This is a genomic window from Jannaschia sp. 2305UL9-9, assembly GCF_041403465.1.
Classification (GTDB): Bacteria; Pseudomonadota; Alphaproteobacteria; order Rhodobacterales; family Rhodobacteraceae; genus Jannaschia.
This window is the reverse complement of sequence record NZ_JBGEHM010000002.1, coordinates 171,217-188,587: the sequence shown is the minus strand read 5'-3', so window position 1 is coordinate 188,587 and position 17,371 is coordinate 171,217. Positions and strand designations below refer to the sequence as shown.

Genomic DNA, 17,371 nt, shown 5'->3' with positions numbered 1-17,371 from the left:
CGACGTTCCGTCGTAGATCAGTCGCCCGGCACGGCTGCCACGAGGCCGAAGGCGGAGCCGATGATGCTGAACACCGTGCGGGTCGCGACGACCGGACTTTCGGTGACATAGATCAGGTCGCCGGGGGCGATCCGCATGTTCCGGGCCGAAAACACGCCGTCCGCCGAAGTCAGATCAAGGGTGAAGACGACGCGCTGATTGCGCGGACCCCTCACCCCGGCGCTGAGTGCGGAGGTGGGATATTCCCGCAAGATCAGGATGCCCTGAGGATTGGCGCGTGAATCGCTGATGCCGCCGATGATGGATATGGCGTCCATCGCCGTGACGACATCCTTGGTAAACGGGTGCAGGGCTTCGGTCCCGGCGGCGCCGACGGACAGGAAATACCGGTCGTCTTCCTGAACGATGACCTGATCGCCACCGGTCAGAAGGGTGTCGAGACGCGGCTCGCTATATAGGCGATCGATCGAGGTGCCATAGAGACGACCGCCCCGCTTGAGCCGGATCTGCGGATTGGTCAGCCCCTGTGACACGCCGCCGCCCGCCGCGATCAGGCTGAGCACGGTATAATTCCGGTCAGGCATGGGATAGCTGCCGGGCGCGCCGACACCCCCGACGAGGTCGACGGAGTTTCCGCGTCCTTCCGTCAGGCTGATCTGCACCTGCGCCGACGGGGCGATCGGCACCAGCGCTTCCTGCACGCGGTTGCGCGCCCGATCGGGGCTGAGCCCGGCGACGCGCACGTCGCCGAGATATGGCAGGAAGATCGAACCACCGGGTGAGACGCGCACGCCCTGAAGCTCCACCTGGCGAGAGCCTTGTGTCGTCAGCAGCGAATTCTCGCTGTTGTCCCAGATGACCACGTCGAGGTTGTCGCCTGCCCGGATCAGCTGTCCATTCGATCCTGCACTGGCGGATACCCAGCTCAGATGCTCCTCTCCGACCAGCGGCCATTGCTGAACCGACGGCAGGAAGGCACGGGTGACGGGATAGACCGCGAACTCGGCTATATCGGAGTCCTGACCCCTGAGAAGTTCGGATTGACCGGCGCTTCCACGGGGCAGGGTGCAGCCCGTGATCAGGCTGATACCAGCGATGACGAGTAGTAGTCGAAGCAAGGTGCTCATGTCAGCTCGCGCCTCCTCAGACGGTCCAATCGTTCTGGCAGGGGCAATATCCCGACCCGCGTGAGGAGGTTACATTTGCGGCCGTTGCCGTCAACGCAGAGCATCTTGCGCGAGCCTCTGTTGTTGCGAGGTGGCATCGGGTAGAAGGCGGGAAGCTGCCTATCCGTCTGAGGGCGCCGCAGGAATGTTGTGCTGCGGTGCAGCATGAGGTAGCTACAGACTACATTTCAAGTTGCCGGAACCGGGGGGTGGGCATGACTTTTGTTGTCGGTCGCTTCGGCAGGTTCGATGGATCTGCCCGGTTCCCACGATTTCGCGTTTCCGCCCGGACCCGGCATCCGATTTTTCGCAAAGGGTCGAGCGAATGAAAGCCCTTCTCAAGATCATCAAGTTTCTGGACAGGCGCCAGAAATCATATGTCTTTCTGTTTCTCGATCTGCTTCTGATCTGCGGTGCGCTGCTGTTCACTCTGGTGGTTCAACCGCTGCCGGAGGGGACGCTCGACGTGTCGACCGTTCTGGTCGTGGGCCTGCCCTACGTAAGCATACTCGGCGTCGCGCTTCTGATCCTGCTGAACATTCCGAACATGCGGTTGGCCGATTTCGACGCCTCGGCCCTCGGGCGTGTCGCGTCCATGGCGACCTTCCTCGCCGCGGGCTCCATGCTGTTGGCGATCCTGCTCGGCTATCGTCTGCCGGTGCCGTTTCACCTGATGTTCGGGATCAGCGTGTTCCTGTTCATGACGATCGCGCGCGTCGTCCTGTTGCAGATCGTCCTCGCGATCTACCGGCGGGGTGACGAAGTCTGCCGTGTCCTCATCTACGGGGCCGGGACCACGGGCATGCAGCTGGTGCAGGCCTTCAAGGCACACCAGGACATCGACCCCGTCGCCTTTGTCGATGACAACCGGGCAATCCAGGGCCTGACCATAGCGGGCCTGCCGGTGCTTACCCCCGTCAGGATCCGCGAAATCGTGGAGAAGCGGGACATTGACCGCGTTCTGCTGGCCATGCCCTCGCTCAGCCCGCCCAAGCAGGCGCAGATCGCGCGGCGCCTGCAGAAGATGGGGCTGGAAGTGCAGATGCTGCCGTCCTTCAGTCAGTTGATCGGACAGGAAGCTCTGATCGACAAGCTGCGGACCGTGAATCCGCAGATGTTCCTTGGCCGTGCCGAAGTGGAAACACCGCTGGGCAAGGGGTCGGAGCATTATACCGGCAAATCCGTTCTCGTCTCCGGCGCGGGCGGTTCGATCGGGTCCGAGCTTTGCCGGCAGCTGATCGAATGTCGGCCCCGCCGTCTGGTGATGTTCGAGTTGAGCGAACTGGCCCTGTTCAACGTGGAAACATCGCTGCGCACGCTTGCGCGGGACGCCGGCGTGGAACTCGTGCTCGTGCTGGGGTCCGTCACCGATGCGCGACAGGTGCGCCACGTCCTGTCGGAACACGGTGTTCAGGTCGTTCTGCATGCCGCCGCCTACAAGCACGTCTCCCTCGTGCAGCAGAACCCGCTCGCCGGGATGGCGAACAACGTTCTGGGCACGCATACCCTTGCCACGGCGGCCATCGCGGCGGGTGTGGAACGGTTCACCCTGATTTCCTCCGACAAGGCGGTCCGGCCCAAGGGGGTCATGGGGGCCTCCAAGCGTTTTGCCGAAATGGTCATTCAGGATCTCGCCTCTCGTGTTCCCGAGAACGGGGCGCCCATCTTCTCGATGGTGCGTTTCGGCAATGTCCTCGGGTCCTCCGGGTCGGTTGTGCCCATCTTCCATGACCAGATTCAGAAGGGCGGGCCCGTCACGGTCACGCATCCGCACGTGACCCGCTTTTTCATGACCATTCAGGAGGCGGCGCGCCTTGTCCTGAAAGCGGGGGCCCTTGCCGAAGGTGGTGAGGTTTTCCTGCTCGACATGGGCGAGCCCGTGCGAATCTTCGACCTCGCGGTTCAGGCCATCGAAGCGACGGGCTACTCCGTCAAGTCCGAGGACAACCCCGATGGCGACATCGAGATCGTGTTCACCGGTCTCAGCCAGGGCGAAAAGCTCGAGGAGGAGCTGTTCCTCGACGGCTCCGAAAAGCCGACGGCCCACCGCAAGATTTTCCGCGTCCGCGAGGCATCGCTTTCCGAGATCGAGATGGCCAGCACCCTGCGGGCGCTGCGCGCGGGGCTGGCGGCGGGCGACCGGACACAGGTTCTCGACATCATCGCGCGCCGGTTGGACAGCTTCGAGACCATCCCGCCGAAAGCCGCCAACATCGGAACCCGGCCCGTGTGACCCGTGGCGGTCGACGGCCGTGAAAACGGGACTGCACCGGGCGGCCCCTTGGGGCATGATTGCGAAGACTCACCCTTTCCCTACCTGCGAGGTTCCGAATGTCCCCCCTGTTTGACCTGGCCCCCGTCCCGACCTTGCCCGTCGTCGGTGAGGACGCTTCCTATCCCGTCGCGCGGATCTTCTGCGTCGGGCGCAACTATGCGGCGCATGCGGCCGAAATGGGAAACGAGGTCGACCGCGAGGCGCCATTCTACTTCACCAAGTCCCCGCGCCATATCGTGCAATCCGGCGCGACGATCCCCTATCCGCCGGGGACAGAAGACTACCATCATGAGATGGAGCTGGTCTTCGCGATCGGCACACCCCTGTTTCGCGCATCGCGCGAGGAGGCGCAGGCGGGCATCTTCGGCTTCGGGTGCGGTCTCGACATGACGCGCCGCGACCTTCAGGGCGCGTCCAAGGCAAAGCGGCGGCCGTGGGATACCGCCAAGGATTTCGAGCAATCCGCCATTCTCGGCGCGCTGACGCGCGCGGACGCCGTCGGTGACCTCGCGGATCTGGCCATTCGCCTCGATGTGAACGGCGAACGCCGCCAGGATGCGGTGCTTGGGGACATGATTCACTCGGTCGTCGACGTCGTGGTCGATCTGTCCCGACTCTATCATCTCGCGCCCGGCGATATCGTCATGACGGGGACGCCCGCCGGGGTTGGCGCGGTGGCGCCGGGCGATCATCTTGTAGGCAGAATCGACGGTCTTTCCGATATAGATCTGACCATTGCGGCGTCGGAATAGGCAGGCAGGACTTCTGTGTGGCGAAAGACTGGGCAAACCGAAAAAAGCGCGATAACGTATGCGTGACTTCGCATTGCCCTTGGGAGGGTGGCGGTGCGAAGGGCACTCCCGGCAGGTGCGTCCGTTTGGTGAAGCACCGCCACAGGAAATGTGACCCGAACCATGGGCGCCCTGTCGGTTGAGTGCGGTGGATCCCCTGTATTCCGGCATGTCGGCAAAGCGGCGGCAGATCTCTGTCATCGCCACCATTTTATCGACAAGATGCTGGTGCAGTCGGGGTTCCTGCTTGCACGGTAAGCGTGGCCACCCATTACATTCGGCCAAAACCCATGAGGATGGGGCATCGTCCGGCCCCGCTGCCGGTGATCGCTCCGACAACCGTCAGGGCAATTGCCTGCCCTCGGCGCAGCACCACGAGACGAGGGTCACATGAATTTCCTGATCGTTCATCAGAACATGCCGGGCCAGTATCGCGAATTGCTGGACTGGCTGGTCGAGCGGGGCGGGCATCAGATCGTATTCCTGACGCAGCGCCGCAATTACCCCGACACGCCGGGGGTCACCAAGGTCGTGTACAAGCCCCATCACACGCCTGCGAAGGACGCCTACGGCCTGTCGCGCGTGTGGGAAGAGGCGGCCGGCATGGGCTATGGTGCGGCACTGGCCGCGCGCGGATTGAAGGAACGCGGTTTCGTGCCGGACATCATCCTTGGCCATACGGGCTGGGGTGAGCTGCTGTTCATGAAGCACATATACCCGGATGTTCCGATCCTCGGGTTCTTCGAATATTTCTACCTTGAGAAGGGTGGCCCGGTCGGGTTCGACCCGGAGGACCCCGCCAACGAAACCGCGCCTTTCCTGCTGCAGGCGCGCAATGCGGTGCCCTACACGAACATCAATGTCGTGGACCGCGGCCTTTGCCCGACCCGTTGGCAACGGGATTGCTTTCCCGAAACCTTCCACGACAAACTGTATGTCTGTCACGACGGTATCCGCACCGACAAGCTCAAGCCCAAGGCAGACGTCTCGCTGCAACTGGGCCGCATCGGCCGGATCACCCGCGACGACGAGATCTTCACCTATGTCGCGCGCAACATGGAACGCACGCGTGGCTTTCACCTGTTCATGAGGGCGCTGCCGAAGATACAGGCCGCGCGTCCGAATGCCCGCGTCCTGATCGTCGGGGGCAACGATACGTCATACGGCAAGAAAAGCGAATCAGAGGGCGGTTTCCGTGCCGAGATGGAGGCCGAGGTCGGTCATCTGATCGACTGGGACCGGACGCATTTCCTGGGCCAGGTGCCCTACAACGATTTCCAGAAGATCATTCAGATCAGCCGGTGCCACATCTACCTGACCATGCCTTTCGTACTGTCGTGGTCGTTGCTGGAATCAATGGCCATGCAGGCGACCATCGTGGCCAGCGACGTCGCCCCGGTGCGCGAGGCGATCACGGATGGGGAAACGGGTCTGCTGACCGATTTCTTCGACCCTCAGGGGCTGGCCGACAAGGTTTCCGCCGTTCTGTCCGATCCGGCGCGGTTTGCCCATCTCGGACGTGCCGCGCGCAAACATGTCGTCGAGACCTATGATTTCCTGAACGTTTGCCTGCCGCAGCACATTGCGCAGATCAACGACATGGTCCCGGCGGACAAACGGATCATCATGTGATCGGCACGACAGTTGCGCGAAGGCGTCCAGCCGCCTATCTGCCGAAACCATGACGGATGACGCATCACAAAGCGGCCGAGAGGTTCTGCTGACCGAGGCCGCGGCGCTGAACGCGCTTGCGAACGCAATTCCGGCCGACTTCGACGCGGTCGTCGACCTGATCAAGGGGGCAAGCGGGCGGGTCATCGTGACCGGCATTGGCAAATCGGGCCATATCGCGCGCAAGATCGCGGCGACGCTGGCATCGACGGGGACGCCGGCCCTGTTCGTGCATCCCGCCGAAGCCAGCCATGGCGACATGGGCATGATCGGGCATGACGATGTCGTCCTGATGCTGTCCAATTCCGGCGAGGCGGCGGAACTGCGCGACATGATCGAACATACGCGGCGGTTCTCGGTGCCTCTTGTGGGCCTGTCCTCACGCCCCGAAAGCACTCTGATGCGTGCGGCCGATCACCACCTGCTGATCCCCGCCCTGCCCGAGGCCTGCGGCCTTGGCGTGGTGCCGACGACGTCCACGACGATGACCCTCGCGCTGGGGGATGCCCTTGCGGTGGCCCTGCTGCGCAAGCGCGGTTTTCGGGCCGAAGATTTCGGCGTCTTCCACCCCGGTGGCAAACTGGGGGCGCAGATGGCGAAAGTGTCCCGCCTGATGCACACCGACGTTCCGCAAGTCAGCGCCGAGACACCGATGTCGGAGGTATTGCTGACCATGACATCGGCGGGCTTTGGCATCGCGGCCATCGTATCCGGCGGCGCGTTGACAGGCGTCATCACTGACGGCGACTTGCGCCGCAACATGGCCGACCTTATGGGGCGTTCGGCGGGCGATGTCGCCACGCGCAACCCCCTGACGGTGCCGCCCGACATGCTCGCGGCCAAGGCATTGGCGGTTCTGAACGCGCGCAAGCTGAACGTCACGATCGTCTGCGAGGGGCACACCCCGGTCGGTGTCCTGCACATTCATGATCTGCTGCGCGCGGGCGTCGCATGACAAGGGGTCTGACATGAAGACGGCAATCCTCATCCCGGCGCGCTATGCCTCCAGCCGCTATCCCGGCAAGCCGCTGGCCGCATTGCGTCAGGCGGACGGCACGACGAAGACGCTGATACAGATGACGTGGGAGGCGGCGCAGACGGTGTCCGGCGACCACGCGATCCATGTCGCGACAGATGATGAACGCATCGCCGAGGCGGCGCGGGCCTTCGGCGCCTCCGTCCTGATGACGTCGTCAGCCGCCCGCAACGGCACCGAACGCTGCGCCGAGGCTTTGGCCCAGATCGACGCCGATCTCGTCGTCAACCTGCAGGGCGATGCGCCGCTGACCCCGCCTTGGTTCATCGAGGCGCTGATCGACCGCATGGCGACCGATCCGAACGCTCAGGTCGCCACGCCGGTCCTGCGCTGCGACCGGCAGACCTACGAGATGTTTACCGAAGACCGCCGCAATGGCCGTGTCGGCGGGACGACGGCTGTCTTCGATCGCCAGATGCATGGGCTCTACTTCTCCAAGGAAGTGATCCCCTACATCGATCCCGGCAAGCTGCCCGACCCGATTCCCGTGTTTCACCACGTCGGCGTCTATGCGTACCGCCCAGATGCGCTGCGCGCCTACATGTCATGGCCCGAGGGCGTGCTTGAACAACGCGAGGGTCTCGAACAGCTTCGCTTCCTCGAGAACGGCGCGACCCTCGCCTGCGTCGAGGTCGACGCCCGGGGCCGCCTGTTCTGGGAGTTGAACAACCCCGCCGACGTCCCCCGTATCGAAGCCGTGTTAGGAGCCGCGTGATGGACCCCCTCAAATCCAAGGTGATCGACGTCAGCGGCATCCCGGTCGGCGGGGCGGAACCCTTCGCCCTGATCACCGGTCCGTGCCAGTTGGAAAGCCACGACCACGCCCGCATGATGGCCACGCGCATCGCCGAGGCCTGCGCTCCGACGGGCACGCGCTTCGTGTTCAAGGCCAGCTATGACAAGGCCAACCGTTCCTCCCTCGGCACCGAGCGTGGTCTGGGCATGGAGGAAGGCCTGCGGATTCTCGACGAAATCCGCCGCGAATTCGGCTGTCCCGTCCTGACGGATGTGCATGAGCCGGGCCATTGCGCCCCCGCGGGCGAGGTCTGCGATATCCTCCAGATCCCCGCCTTCCTGTCGCGACAGACCGATCTTCTTCTGGCTGCCGGGCGCACCGGCCGGACGATCAACATCAAGAAGGGGCAGTTTCTTGCCCCGTGGGACATGCCCAACGTCGCCGCCAAGGTCGCCAGCACGGGCAATGAGAACATCCTGCTCTGTGATCGTGGGACAAGCTTCGGCTACAATACCCTCGTCAGCGATTTTCGCGGCCTGCCCACGATGGATGCGACGGGCTACCCGGTTGTCTTCGATGCCACCCACTCGGTGCAGCAACCCGGCGGGCAGGGGGGAACCTCCGGCGGGCAACGCGAATTCGCCCCCGTGCTGGCCCGAGCGGCCTGTGCCGTGGGCATCAGTGCGCTGTTCATCGAAACGCACGAAGACCCCGACAATGCCCCGTCGGACGGCCCCAACATGATCCCGATCGACCGCATGGCGGACCTTGTCGCCGAGCTGCGCGCCTTCGACGCCCTTCGAAAGGGCCTCTAGGCTTTATCGCCCGTTAACCATTTTCCCGCCCCTTCCTCTGGCTGAAAATACCTCGGGGGGGCCCGTAGGGCCGGGGGCGGCGCCCCCTCCCTCGCTCGCAAAAGGGCTGACCGATGTTTGACTGGATCGCCTCTCTCCTCGCACGCGGCGGCTACCTCGCCTTCGGCTGGCTCATGTTTCTCGAAACGGTCTTCCCTCCGATTCCATCGGAGGTGGTCGTCCCCCTCGCGGGGTTCCTTGCGGCCGAGGGGACGTTCCGCCTGCCGCTCGTGATCATCGTGGGCACCCTCGGGGCCACGCTCGGGGCGATCTTCTGGTATTGGGTGGGTATGCGCATCGGGGAACGCCGCCTCCGCAAGTTGGCGGGCAAATACGGTCGCTGGTTCACCATCTCGCCCAAGGACATCGACAAGACCGGCGAATGGTTCCGCAGGCGCGGCCTCTGGGCGGTGTTCCTCGCGCGGATGCTGCCCGGTCCCCGGTCCATGATTTCCGTCCCGGCCGGGGTCGCGCGGATGGCATTCCTGCCGTTCCTGATCGCCACAACGGCGGGCACGGCGATCTGGACGGCGTTTCTGGCAATCCTCGGCTATACGCTGCAATCGCAGTATGACCGGGTGGCGGATTATCTCGATCCTATCCTCTGGGTGCTGCTGGCGCTTGCCGTCGGATACTACGTCCTGCGGCTGATCCGGCAGCGGTCAACGGGGTAGCGGATTGCTCGCCGCCTTGTAGGCCGACCAGTCGGTGATGTCCGGATACCATGTCCGCCGCCACTCCCGCACGCGCGGGTTCATCATCCGCCGCCAGATCGGGGGCACCATCGCCGCCGCCGTCATCACCGGGTATCCGGCGGGCAGTTGCGGCGCCTCGTCCGCCTCGTAGGTCTGCAACAGGGGAAAGGGCCTGTCGGGCTTGTAATGGTGGTCCGAATGCCGTTGCAGGTTGATCAGCAGCCAGTTGGACGCCTTCTGCGCGGAATTCCACGAGTGATGCGGCCGCACAGGTTCATACTTGCCATCGCCAAGGTGCCGGCGCGTCAGGCCATAGTGCTCGACATAGTTCACAAGCTCCAACTGCCAGACGGCGACGCCCGCCTGCACGGCGAACAGGGCCAGCCCGCCCCAGCCCCCCAGCATCAGCGCCAGCGCGGCAAACCCCGCCTGCAAGGCCCAGTAGCGCCAGAACGGATTGCTGCGATGCCATAGCGTCAGGCCCTTGCGCGCCAGCATCGCGGCTTCGGCATTCCAAGCGGAGTGCCAGCATTCGCGCAGCACGCGCGGATAGAAGCGATGAAACCCTTCGTTATAGCGCGCGGTCACCGGGTCGCGGGGTGTCGCGACATAGCGGTGATGTACCAGCAGGTGTTCGGACCGGAAGTGCGAGTAGAGAACCATCGCCAGCAGCAGATCGGCCAGCCAGCGGTCGAGCCGTGGTTTCTGGTGCATCAGTTCGTGTGCATAGTTGATGCCGATGGTCCCCGACACGACGCCCATCCCGAAGAACAGGCCCAGTGCTTCCCACGGCCCGAGGTGGTCGGCGCGGGTGACGTAGAAGATCAGGCCGAACAGGGTCGCCCCTTGGACCGGCGCCCAGATCAAGGTGATCGCGCGATACCAGCCAAGGCCCGACCGCTCCATCAACGGGTCGGCATTGCCTTCCTCCAGCCCGGCGAGGGCATCGAGCAGCGAATAGGTGCCCCAGGCATAAAGCGGCACCAGCAGCACCCACCATCCGCCCAGAACCGCGCTCAGCCAGATCACGGGGATCATCGTCAGGGAGGACCAGAACGGCAGCGCGCGCAAAGGGCTGCGGACGGTGGCATCTGGCAGGGTGTGGGTGGTCATATGAGCGTAGCCCCATTCGGTTCGCGGCACCCTAGCAGCCGCGGGGCGCACCGCTCAACGTTTGCTGCTGCGACCTTGCGTCACCAGCGTATGCGCCTTGCGAAACACCGTCGGAAGGGTGCCGGGGTCCAGCGGCGCGAACTCTCCGCGTGACGGCGGGCCGGGCGCCTCGGACAGCATCACGCGCAGGATCAGGTGGAAATGGGTGAAGGTATGTCGCACCTCGCCCGCGTCTTTCCAATCGGCCAGCGCGGGGGGCGCGGGTTTCGGGTCGTCGCCCCAGTCGGAGGTCGGAAAGGCCAGCATCCCGCCCAAAAGGCCGCTGTCGGGTCGCTGTTCCAGCAGCCACAGGTCCCCGCGGCGGGCGACATACAGGATGCCGCGCCGCACCGGTTTGACCTTTTTCGGCATCTTGCGGGGCAGGGTCTCGGCCACGCCGGCCAGCCGCGCTGCGCAGCCGTCCCGCCACGGGCACAGCATGCACAAGGGTTTGCGCGGGGTGCAGACGGTGGCGCCCAGATCCATGACCGCCTGCGCATAGTCGCCGGGCCGCGCGCTCGGGGTCAGCGTCTCGGCCACCGCCCGGATCTCGGGCTTGGCGGCGGGCAGGGGCGTCTCGATGTGATGCAGGCGCGACATCACGCGCTCCACGTTGCCGTCCACCACGGTTGCGGGGCGGTCGAAGGCGATCGCGGCAACGGCGGCGGCGGTGTAGGGGCCGATGCCGGGCAAGGCCAGCAGGCCCTCCTCCGTATCGGGAAAGGCGCCAAGTTCGGCCACGGCCCGCGCGCATTTCAACAGGTTCCGGGCGCGGGCGTAGTACCCGAGGCCCGCCCATTCCCCCATGACCTCCGCGTCCTCGGCGGCGGCCAGCGCCTGCACGGTGGGCCAGCGCGCCGTAAACCGCTCATGATAGGCGCGCACGGCGGCGACGGTTGTCTGCTGCAGCATCACCTCGGACAGCCAGACGCGATAGGGGTCCGGACGCACCCCGGCACGCCGGTCGGCGGGCGAGACGCGCCACGGCATGACGCGGGCATTCGCATCATACCACGACAGTAGCGCATCGCTCAGCGTGTCACGCATCCGTGAAGCCTTCCTTGTTCCCCGCAGCAGCGCGTGATGTAGAGTGACCCAAGGATTGAAGGAAGCCCCGAATGGCGACGTTCCGCAAAGGCCCCCGCCGCGTGTCGGCCCTCGTCGACCGCGATATCAAGCGGTTGAGCGAGAAACGTGGCTTTTCCGAATCCCGCCTTCTGACCCATTGGGCCGAAATCGCAGGGCCCGAGATTGCGGCCATCTGCCGACCGGTCAAGGTCGGCTACCCGCGTGGGCGTGCCGGGCGGGGTGGCCATGGGCAGGACAGTTTCGGGGCCGTCTTGACGGTTCTGACGACGGGCGCGCAGGCACAGATGCTGCAGATGCAATTGCCCAAGCTGGAGGAGCGGGTGAACGCCTGCTACGGCTACAAGGCGATCAGCCGCATCGCCATCACCCAGACCGCGCCCATCGGCTTTGCCGAAGGTCAGGCCGAATTCGCCCCCCGCCCCAAACGCGCGCCCGCCGCGCCGCCCCCCGAAATCGTGGCGGAAGCGCGCGAGACCACCAAGGCCGTCGGTGACGCCGGATTGCGCCAGTCGCTTGAACGGCTGGCGACAAACATCATATCGAAACAACGCCATTGAGCAGTCGGAGACCTACATGCTGAGCCGTCGTAACCTTCTTTCCCTCGTTGCCGCAGGCACCGCCCTTGGTGGTCTGGGCCTCACCGTCACATCGCCGGCCCGGGCTCAGGCGGCGGTCCCGGACATGACGCTGGGTGATCCGAACGCGCCGGTGACGGTCGTGGAATACGCAAGCTTCACCTGCCCGCATTGCGCGGATTTCCATTCCGACACCTTCAAGGCGTTCAAGGCCGACTACATCGACACCGGCAAGGTGCATTTCATCTACCGCGAGGTGTATTTCGATCGCTACGGCCTCTGGGCGTCGATGGTTGCCCGGTGTGCCGGGCCGGATCGCTTCTTCGGGGTGTCGGAGCTTCTGTATCAGTCGCAGGGCGAATGGGCCCGTCAGGGTGATCCGGCCGCCGTCGCCGAAAGCCTCAAGCGTGTCGGCCTGCAGGCCGGGTTGGAACAGGCCGAAGTCGACGCCTGCTTCCAGGATGCCGCGCAGGCCGAGGGTCTGTATGCCTGGTATCAGATGAACGCCGAGCGCGATGGCGTGCGGTCCACGCCGTCCTTCCTGATCAACGGTGAGATGCATTCCGGCAACATGAGCCTGTCGCAGATCGGCCGCCTCGTCGACGACGCGGCAAGCTAGAGCCCGATCCTGTCGAGGGCCGCGTCCAGCGGCCCCCAATCGTCCAGTTGCAGGCGGACGGGCACCGTCATGACACGACCCCTGAGGGACGCGGGCAAACGCACCGCGTCCTTTTCCGTCGTGACGGGTTGTGCGGACAGGCGCGCGGCGCGGTCGCCCAGACGGTGCAGCAACGCAGGCGTCAGCGGCTGATGATCGGCCAGCGCCTCGGTGCCCTTCAGGTCGACGCCCAGATCGCGCAGGGTATCGAAGAACTTTTCCGGCCGACCGATCCCCGCAAAAGCAAAGACCGGCAAGTCCTTCCACGGCATGCCCGTCGCAAGCGGGGCCAGGTGCCCGCGGATCCGGGGGGGCGGCTCGGGCAGGGTCAGGTGGGCCTGCTGCTGCGGATTGCCGATCGACAGGGTCAGGTCCGCACGGGCCAGACCCACCCGGACAGGCTCTCGCAGGGGGCCGGACGGGATGACGCGGCCATTGCCGAAACCCGCACCGGCATCGACCACCACGATCGACAGGTCCTTGACGAGGGCCGGGTTCTGAAAGCCGTCGTCCAGAACGATCGCCCTTGCCCCGTCGGATATCGCGGCCTGTGCTCCGGCCAACCTGTCCCGCGCGACCCATGTCGGCGCGAAAGCCGACAGAAGTAGCGGCTCATCCCCGACATCGGCGGCCCCATGCCGGGCCGGATCGACGCGCAGGGGCCCTTCCTGCGAGCCACCGTAACCACGCGACACGATATGTGGTGTCACGCCCCGCGCGATCAGGCGCTCCACCAGGGCCATGACGGTCGGCGTCTTGCCCGTGCCCCCCGCCGTCAGGTTTCCGACGCAGATCACCGGCACATCGACGCGCGTGCCGGGGCGCGCGACCCGGCGCGCCGTGGCCGCGCCATAGATCGCCCCCAATGGGGACAGAAGGGTCGACAGAACACCCGGACGATCGGACCAGAACCCCGGCGCGCGCATCAGTCTACGCCGTCCAGCATCGCAAACAGCAGGTCCATGGCCTTTTCGGTCACATCCGCACCAGACGAGCATACCTCCCACGCGGCGTGGGCCATGCGCGCGGCCTCGTCCGGTTCCAGCACATGGGCCAGCGTCCTGCCCAGGTCGGCCCAGTCGCTGACCTCGCAGGTCGCGTTGCCATTGGTGAGGCGTGCAAAGATATCGGCGAAATTCTCGACGTGGGGGCCGTGCAGGATGGCACTGCCAAGGGCCGCAGGTTCGAACGGGTTGTGCCCGCCGATGGGGACGAGCGATCCGCCCATGAACGACACCGGGCACAGGCGGAACCACAGACCCATCTCTCCGACCGTGTCGGCGACATAGATTTCGGTTTCGGTCGTGATCGGTTCATCCGCCGACCGTTGCGCCACCCGCCAGCCATCCAGCCGCAGACCGCTGACGATCTCGTCCCCGCGGTCGGGGTGGCGGGGCGCGATCACCAGCAACAGCTTCTGCCACGACCGGCGGGCCTGGGCATGGGCCTCGGCGGCGCCGGCCTCCTCCCCCTCGTGGGTCGATGCCGCAAGCCAGCAGGGCCGCCCCTGCAGCGCACGGGCCAGTGCGACGCGCTCGGCCTCATCATGCGGCAAGGCCTTCGATCCTTCCTTGAGGGTGCCCGTAACCTCCAGCCTCTCGGGTGGCAGGCCCAGCGACATCAGGCGTCCCGCTGTCTCCCCCTCCTGTGCCTGCACATGGGCGATGCGATGCAGAAGCGATCGCGCGGCCCCACGGGCGAAGCGGCGCCATTTACGGTGCGCCGCCGCCGTCATGCGCGCGTTGATCAGGGCCACGGGGATGTCGCGCAGCGACGCCTCGTGCAACAGGGCGGGCCAGATCTCGGCCTCGGCCAACACGATCAGGTCGGGTGCCCAATGATCGAGAAACCGTCGCACCCAAGGCCGCACATCCAAGGGCACATACTGGTGAAAGGATCGCGGCGGCAGGCGCGAGGCAAGGATTTCCGCGCTGGTGATCGTCCCGGAGGTGATGAGGAACGACACGTCCGGTCGCTCCTCTCCCATGCGGCGGATCATCTCCAGAAGCGAGACGCTCTCGCCCACACTGGCGGCATGGAACCAGATCAGCGGGCCATCCGGCCTGTCGATCGACGGTATGCCCCTGCGTTCGCCAAGACGTTCGGCGTCTTCCTTGCCGGCGTCCAGACGCTGCTGCAGCTTGCGGGTGCCATAGCGTTCGGCCCGGTTGGACCAGGCAAGATAGGCCGCCAGCAGAACCGAACGGGGCATATGCGTCAGCCCAGCTCTTCGGTTGGCGAGGCCGCCGTCTCTTCGTCGCGCAGACGGTGCAGATGGGCGATGAAATACCGCGCGTGGGCGTCGTCGACGGTCCGCTGGGCCGCACCTTTCCATGCGTCATAGGCGGTGGCGTAGTCGGGATACATGCCGACGATATCGATCTTGGAGACATCGGCAAACTGGGTGGAGCTGGGATTGACCAGCTCGCCGCCGAAGACGAGGTGAAGGCGTTGAACCATGAGGTCCTCCTGTTGGGGTTGGGCGTTGTCCTGTTCCCCTCTAGCGGGAACTGATGTCAGGGTGAACGGGTCACGTATGCGTCGCTCAGGCCAACCGCTGTATCAACGCCGATTGCACGGCTGCTGTTCCTGCGACGACGCCATCGACCTGTGGGTGGGCATTGTTGAAGCGCAGGTCCCCACCGCGCCGCGTCTGGGCCAGACCGCCCGCTTCGGTCACCAGCAGGGCACCGGCCGCGATGTCCCATTCCCAAGCGTCCCGCAGGGTGATCATCGCATCGAACGCCCCTTCGGCTGCAAGCGCCATTCGAAAGGCCAGCGATGATATGAACCGCTGTTCGACCGGGGGCGAGCCGCCCTTCCAGTGGCGGGCGTCGAAATTCGGGCGCGCGCCCAGAACGACGGCCCCCGTCAGGTCGATGCGCCCCGACGGTGTGATGGGGGCACCATCACGCGTGGCGCCGAGATCGCGCGCGGCCGCATACAGGCGGTCCTTCATCGGCAGATGCACGGCCGCCGCAAAGGGTTCGCCATCGTCCACGATGGCCAGCGAATGGCTGAACGAATCCTCGCCCGCGATAAAGGCGCGGGTTCCGTCGATCGGGTCGACGATGAAGGTGCGCCGCGGGCCGTGACGAAAGGGGGTATCGGCGCTTTCTTCCGACAGCCAGCCGTAGTCGGGCCGCGCCGCCATCAGCATCTCGCGCAGCATGGCGTCGATTTCCAGATCGGCGGCCGTTACCGGGCCCTGTCCGTCGCCCTTGTCCCAGACCTCGGGCCCCTGACCGAAATGCCGGCGCGCGATGCAGCCTGCCTCGCGCGCCGCATCGATCAGCAGGTCGCGATCCGCCGCCGCGTCAGCCGCCGGCAATCGTCAATCCTTCGACCAGAAGCGACGGCACCTGTCGCCCGACATGCAGCCGCGCGTCGTTCGCGGGGACGATCGACATCAGCATCTCGCGCAGGTTTCCTGCAACGGTGCATTCGTTGACGGGACGGATGATTTCGCCGTTCTCCACCCAGAAGCCGGAGGCCCCGCGCGAATAATCGCCCGTGGTCGCATTGATCGACGATCCGATCATCGAGGTGATGAGCAGCCCGGTGCCCATCTGCGCCAGAAGATCCTCGCGGCTGGCCGCACCTTGGGTCAGGCGCACGTTGCCAACCGAGGGGGAGGGCGGGGCCGAGGTGCCGCGCGCGCCGTTGCCCGTCGACGGCATGCCCAGCTTGCGCCCCGTGGCCAGATCGAGGACCCAGCCGGTCAGCACGCCGTCGGCCACGAGGTCGCGGGTCCGCACCGGCAGGCCTTCGCCGTCGAACGGACGGCTGCCCGAGATGCGCGGCATCGCCGGATCCTCGGTCAGGGTCAGGCCGCGGGGCAGCACGGCCTGACCCAGGGCATCCCGCAGGAAGGTCGCGCCGCGCGCCACCGATCCGCCGTTGATGGCGCCCAGCAGGTGGCCGATCAGCATTCCCGACACGCGCTCGTCATAGAGGACGGGATAGGCGCCGGTCGGCGGTTTGGTCGCGCCACGCCGCGCCACGGTCCGTTCGGCGGCGATGCGCCCCACGGTTTCGGGGCTGTCCATGTCGCTGGCATGGATGCGGCTGTCGCCGTAGTAGTCGCGCTCCATCCCGGTGCCCGTCCCGGTGATCGCCACGCAGGACAGCGAGGTTCCGGTGCGCCGATACCCCCCCGAGAACCCGTTCGTCGCCGCCAGATGGATGCGGCGGTCGCCGTGGCCTGCACCGGCGGAGCCGACCTGCGCGATGCCGTCCACCGCCAGCGCCGCCGCCTCGGCCCGTGCGGCCATGTCCTGCAACTCGGCGGGGGTGGGGGCTTCTGCCGCGTCGGCAAGGTCGAGCCGCGCCACGTCCCAGTCGCGGGCCAGCTGGTCGGGATCGGCCAGGCCGATGTGGGGGTCTTCGGGCGCTTCGCGGGCCATCGCGACGGCCCGTTCGGCCATCTGCGCCATGGTGTCGGGTCGAATGTCGCTGGCCGAGACGCAGGCCTGCCGCTTTCCGATCAGGACGCGCAGGCCGATCTCGATGCCTTCCGAACGTTCCGCCTGTTCCAGTTTTCCACGCAGGACGTCGACCGACAGGGATGTGCCGTCGATGGCCAGCGCATCCGCCGCCTCGGCCCCCGCGCGGGTCGCGGTATGAAGCAGGGCGTCGGTGAGGTGGGACAGATCGGGGGGCTGGGACATCGG

At 65.8% G+C, this 17,371-nt stretch carries 17 protein-coding genes; 9 read left to right on the top strand and 8 right to left on the bottom strand.

The genetic code is table 11. The features are described from left to right. Window positions 1-17 precede the first annotated feature (17 nt). Entirely contained in the window at window positions 18-1,127 is a 1,110-nt protein-coding gene (locus V6N07_RS08720; protein ID WP_371155676.1) for a polysaccharide biosynthesis/export family protein, read from the bottom strand. 364 nt (window positions 1,128-1,491) lie between these two features. On the opposite strand from V6N07_RS08720, the gene V6N07_RS08715 reads away from it, so the two are divergent. From V6N07_RS08715 to V6N07_RS08685, 7 genes are all read left to right on the top strand, one after another. After that, the gene (locus tag V6N07_RS08715) at window positions 1,492-3,399 is read left to right on the top strand and encodes a polysaccharide biosynthesis protein (RefSeq protein WP_371155675.1); all 1,908 of its coding nucleotides are present in this window, start codon (window positions 1,492-1,494) and stop codon (window positions 3,397-3,399) included. Between the two features lie 98 nt (window positions 3,400-3,497). Then, window positions 3,498-4,193 carry a fumarylacetoacetate hydrolase family protein gene (locus V6N07_RS08710; RefSeq protein WP_371155673.1) on the top strand — a complete coding sequence of 232 codons (696 nt, stop codon included), beginning with the start codon at window positions 3,498-3,500 and terminating at the stop codon, window positions 4,191-4,193. Between the two features lie 429 nt (window positions 4,194-4,622). Continuing rightward, the gene (locus V6N07_RS08705; RefSeq protein ID WP_371155671.1) at window positions 4,623-5,864 is read left to right on the top strand and encodes a glycosyltransferase family 4 protein; all 1,242 of its coding nucleotides are present in this window, start codon (window positions 4,623-4,625) and stop codon (window positions 5,862-5,864) included. 49 nt (window positions 5,865-5,913) lie between these two features. After that, entirely contained in the window at window positions 5,914-6,858 is a 945-nt protein-coding gene (locus V6N07_RS08700; protein ID WP_371155669.1) for an SIS domain-containing protein, read from the top strand. 13 nt (window positions 6,859-6,871) lie between these two features. After that, window positions 6,872-7,654, top strand: coding sequence for a 3-deoxy-manno-octulosonate cytidylyltransferase (locus tag V6N07_RS08695; RefSeq protein ID WP_371155667.1), 783 nt, complete (start codon window positions 6,872-6,874; stop codon window positions 7,652-7,654). Continuing rightward, window positions 7,654-8,490, top strand: a complete 837-nt coding sequence (gene kdsA / locus V6N07_RS08690; RefSeq protein ID WP_371155666.1) for a 3-deoxy-8-phosphooctulonate synthase — start codon at window positions 7,654-7,656, stop codon at window positions 8,488-8,490. The genes V6N07_RS08695 and kdsA overlap by 1 nt, the downstream gene beginning before the upstream one ends. Window positions 8,491-8,603: 113 nt before the next feature. Beyond that, entirely contained in the window at window positions 8,604-9,203 is a 600-nt protein-coding gene (locus tag V6N07_RS08685) for a DedA family protein (protein ID WP_371155665.1), read from the top strand. Here the strand turns inward: V6N07_RS08685 and V6N07_RS08680 are convergent. Next, complete coding sequence (locus tag V6N07_RS08680) at window positions 9,192-10,337, bottom strand: alkane 1-monooxygenase (protein ID WP_371155663.1); 1,146 nt, start codon at window positions 10,335-10,337, stop codon at window positions 9,192-9,194. The genes V6N07_RS08685 and V6N07_RS08680 overlap by 12 nt on opposite strands. A 54-nt stretch (window positions 10,338-10,391) precedes the next feature. Further along, window positions 10,392-11,423, bottom strand: coding sequence for an A/G-specific adenine glycosylase (locus tag V6N07_RS08675; RefSeq protein ID WP_371155662.1), 1,032 nt, complete (start codon window positions 11,421-11,423; stop codon window positions 10,392-10,394). A 71-nt stretch (window positions 11,424-11,494) separates the two neighbouring features. On the opposite strand from V6N07_RS08675, the gene V6N07_RS08670 reads away from it, so the two are divergent. Continuing rightward, window positions 11,495-12,022: a DUF721 domain-containing protein gene (locus tag V6N07_RS08670; protein WP_371155660.1), complete on the top strand. Its 528-nt coding sequence runs from the start codon at window positions 11,495-11,497 to the stop codon at window positions 12,020-12,022. 19 nt (window positions 12,023-12,041) lie between these two features. Beyond that, window positions 12,042-12,659, top strand: a complete 618-nt coding sequence (locus V6N07_RS08665; RefSeq protein WP_371156795.1) for a thioredoxin domain-containing protein — start codon at window positions 12,042-12,044, stop codon at window positions 12,657-12,659. Here V6N07_RS08665 and lpxK read toward each other — a convergent pair. From lpxK to V6N07_RS08640, 5 genes are all read right to left on the bottom strand, one after another. Beyond that, window positions 12,656-13,624 (bottom strand): tetraacyldisaccharide 4'-kinase, encoded by a 969-nt coding sequence (lpxK, locus tag V6N07_RS08660; RefSeq protein ID WP_371155658.1) that lies wholly within the window; start codon window positions 13,622-13,624, stop codon window positions 12,656-12,658. The two genes, V6N07_RS08665 and lpxK, sit on opposite strands and share 4 nt — an antisense overlap. Continuing rightward, complete coding sequence (locus V6N07_RS08655) at window positions 13,624-14,910, bottom strand: 3-deoxy-D-manno-octulosonic acid transferase (protein ID WP_371155656.1); 1,287 nt, start codon at window positions 14,908-14,910, stop codon at window positions 13,624-13,626. Before V6N07_RS08655 ends, lpxK begins: the two co-directional genes overlap by 1 nt. A gap of 5 nt (window positions 14,911-14,915) precedes the next feature. Further along, window positions 14,916-15,158, bottom strand: a complete 243-nt coding sequence (locus tag V6N07_RS08650) for a DUF4170 domain-containing protein (RefSeq protein WP_371155654.1) — start codon at window positions 15,156-15,158, stop codon at window positions 14,916-14,918. Window positions 15,159-15,243: 85 nt separating this feature from the next. After that, on the bottom strand, window positions 15,244-16,029 hold the full coding sequence (locus V6N07_RS08645; RefSeq protein WP_371155653.1) for a 3'(2'),5'-bisphosphate nucleotidase CysQ: 786 nt from the start codon (window positions 16,027-16,029) through the stop codon (window positions 15,244-15,246). Beyond that, window positions 16,016-17,368: a TldD/PmbA family protein gene (locus V6N07_RS08640; RefSeq protein ID WP_371155652.1), complete on the bottom strand. Its 1,353-nt coding sequence runs from the start codon at window positions 17,366-17,368 to the stop codon at window positions 16,016-16,018. Before V6N07_RS08640 ends, V6N07_RS08645 begins: the two co-directional genes overlap by 14 nt. Between the last annotated feature and the right edge of the window lie 3 nt (window positions 17,369-17,371).